The sequence below is a fragment of the Planktothrix sp. PCC 11201 genome (assembly GCF_900009135.1).
GTDB lineage: Bacteria > Cyanobacteriota > Cyanobacteriia > Cyanobacteriales > Microcoleaceae > Planktothrix.
This window is the reverse complement of sequence record NZ_LT797769.1, coordinates 1-1,644: the sequence shown is the minus strand read 5'-3', so window position 1 is coordinate 1,644 and position 1,644 is coordinate 1. Positions and strand designations below refer to the sequence as shown.

2 protein-coding genes are annotated in these 1,644 nt (G+C 37.0%); both read left to right on the top strand.

Features of this window, described 5'->3' with window-relative positions; translation table 11 throughout:
- The first annotated feature begins 321 nt into the window (after window positions 1–321).
- Window positions 322–894 (top strand): hypothetical protein, encoded by a 573-nt coding sequence (locus tag PL11201_RS25620; RefSeq protein WP_144017905.1) that lies wholly within the window; start codon window positions 322–324, stop codon window positions 892–894.
- A 33-nt stretch (window positions 895–927) separates the two neighbouring features.
- Window positions 928–1,590, top strand: coding sequence for a hypothetical protein (locus PL11201_RS25615; RefSeq protein ID WP_079681645.1), 663 nt, complete (start codon window positions 928–930; stop codon window positions 1,588–1,590).
- Window positions 1,591–1,644: the final 54 nt, after the last annotated feature.

The window sequence follows — 1,644 nt, the reverse complement described above, 5'->3', positions numbered from 1 at the left end:
AAACTGTATATTTTAGAGGCTGAAACCCCTTACTGGCTTGGATCGTCTCGAAAATTTAGATAATTAACAGCTTACTACTTTGAAAGTATAAATAGAGGACACACTGTAGACTGGCTATTTGCGATTGTTCCGAATCCTCATCATCCACTTGATGTTGACTGGATTTTTCTAAAACCTACACAGGCTCATCCTTGGGGGTACGGATATGATCCAGCTACAACAAACTTGAATCGTGGTGGGGCAATAGCTTGTCTCGAAGAGACTCTAAGGTTGGTTGAAACACTATCCAAAGTTGATCGAGTCCAGGAACACTGTTGCTATATGCCACAGTTATACAGTAATAATCCACCAACAACTTTTGAATCTTTGTATAGCTTGAGTTTGTTTCGTAGTGCTCAGAATTTGGCAGATTCAAACTATCCATCATTTGATAGTTTGTATGCTCAAACACGGAAAACCCATAATATTGTTTGCTTAGGATTATATGGTTGTAATGATACAACATTAAATATGCAGTGGCGAGTAGAATCTTTGCATAGTGCAGGGTTTTGGATAGCTACTACATTAGAACTAGCAGATATGGTGACGCTTGCTATGAGGTTATCTGGAAAGTCAGACCACTATATAAATGTATCGCCATCCGATGCTTTTGAGCAGTCGAAGGGAAACGACGAAAATAATATTACTCGAGAACCGCTACTGATCCGAACTAAAGATGACATTTTGTTTTGTGATCCTCAAGTTCGTGAGTCTTATTGTTGTGATGCTTATTTCTTAGACTGCGAACAGCAAAACATTCAAAGGTTGGGTCTTAATGGTGGAGATGCCGTACCAACATTAAAGGCTTGGGGTGTCAATCCACAGGATGACAGACTACGATTTTTGTTTGGGTGATCAAGAGTGTGTAAATTTATTTTAAAAAAATGTATGCGACACAAGACAGAATTTGGTATCCGTTTAGATCAGTTAGAAGCCTCACCAGAAATGGAAATTTACCGGAACTTACAAGCTTTAAGTGCAAGCTATAGGGTCTTTGCCGTAAATTACAATGAGCTTATAAAATATCTGGAGCATCTCAAAAATCCGAGAGAATCGTTGTCTTTGTACAACAATATTGACAAACAAAAGGAAGTTAATCTTTTAATTGATGAAACTTCAAGACTATTCCATAACTTTCTGGCATCGGCAAAAACATTAGTTGACCATACAAGAGTTATTGTTAAGAGACTGTACTCTAACCAAGAGTTTATAAAGGAATACCAAGCAAAAATTGATCAAGATATTGCCAACAATGATGTTCAAAAGTTTGTGCAGTATTTGCGGAACTATACACAGCATTACACCTTACCTATCCCCGCGTTGCAAATCGAATTTGCAGAAGATATAGAAATGAGTATGCGTCTTGATGTAAACATTCTAAAACAGTGGGGTGAATGGAAAAGCTCAAGGTCTTATTTGGAAACACTAGGAGATAACTTATCTCTAATTTATTTATCTAATGAATACTTTATCTTAATTCAAAATTTTTATCAATGGCTTACAGAACGCCAAGAACAACTTCATAAGTCTGATAAGCTGTTGAGCATTTAAACTGTATATTTTAGAGGCTGAAACCCCTTACTGGCTTGGATCGTCTCGAAAATT

Bases quoted from the DNA above. Each gene is read 5' to 3' on its own strand.
- PL11201_RS25615 (WP_079681645.1), top strand. From the start codon at position 928: ATGCGACACAAGACAGAATTTGGTATCCGTTTAGATCAGTTAGAAGCC.
- PL11201_RS25620 (WP_144017905.1), top strand. From the start codon at position 322: ATGCCACAGTTATACAGTAATAATCCACCAACAACTTTTGAATCTTTG.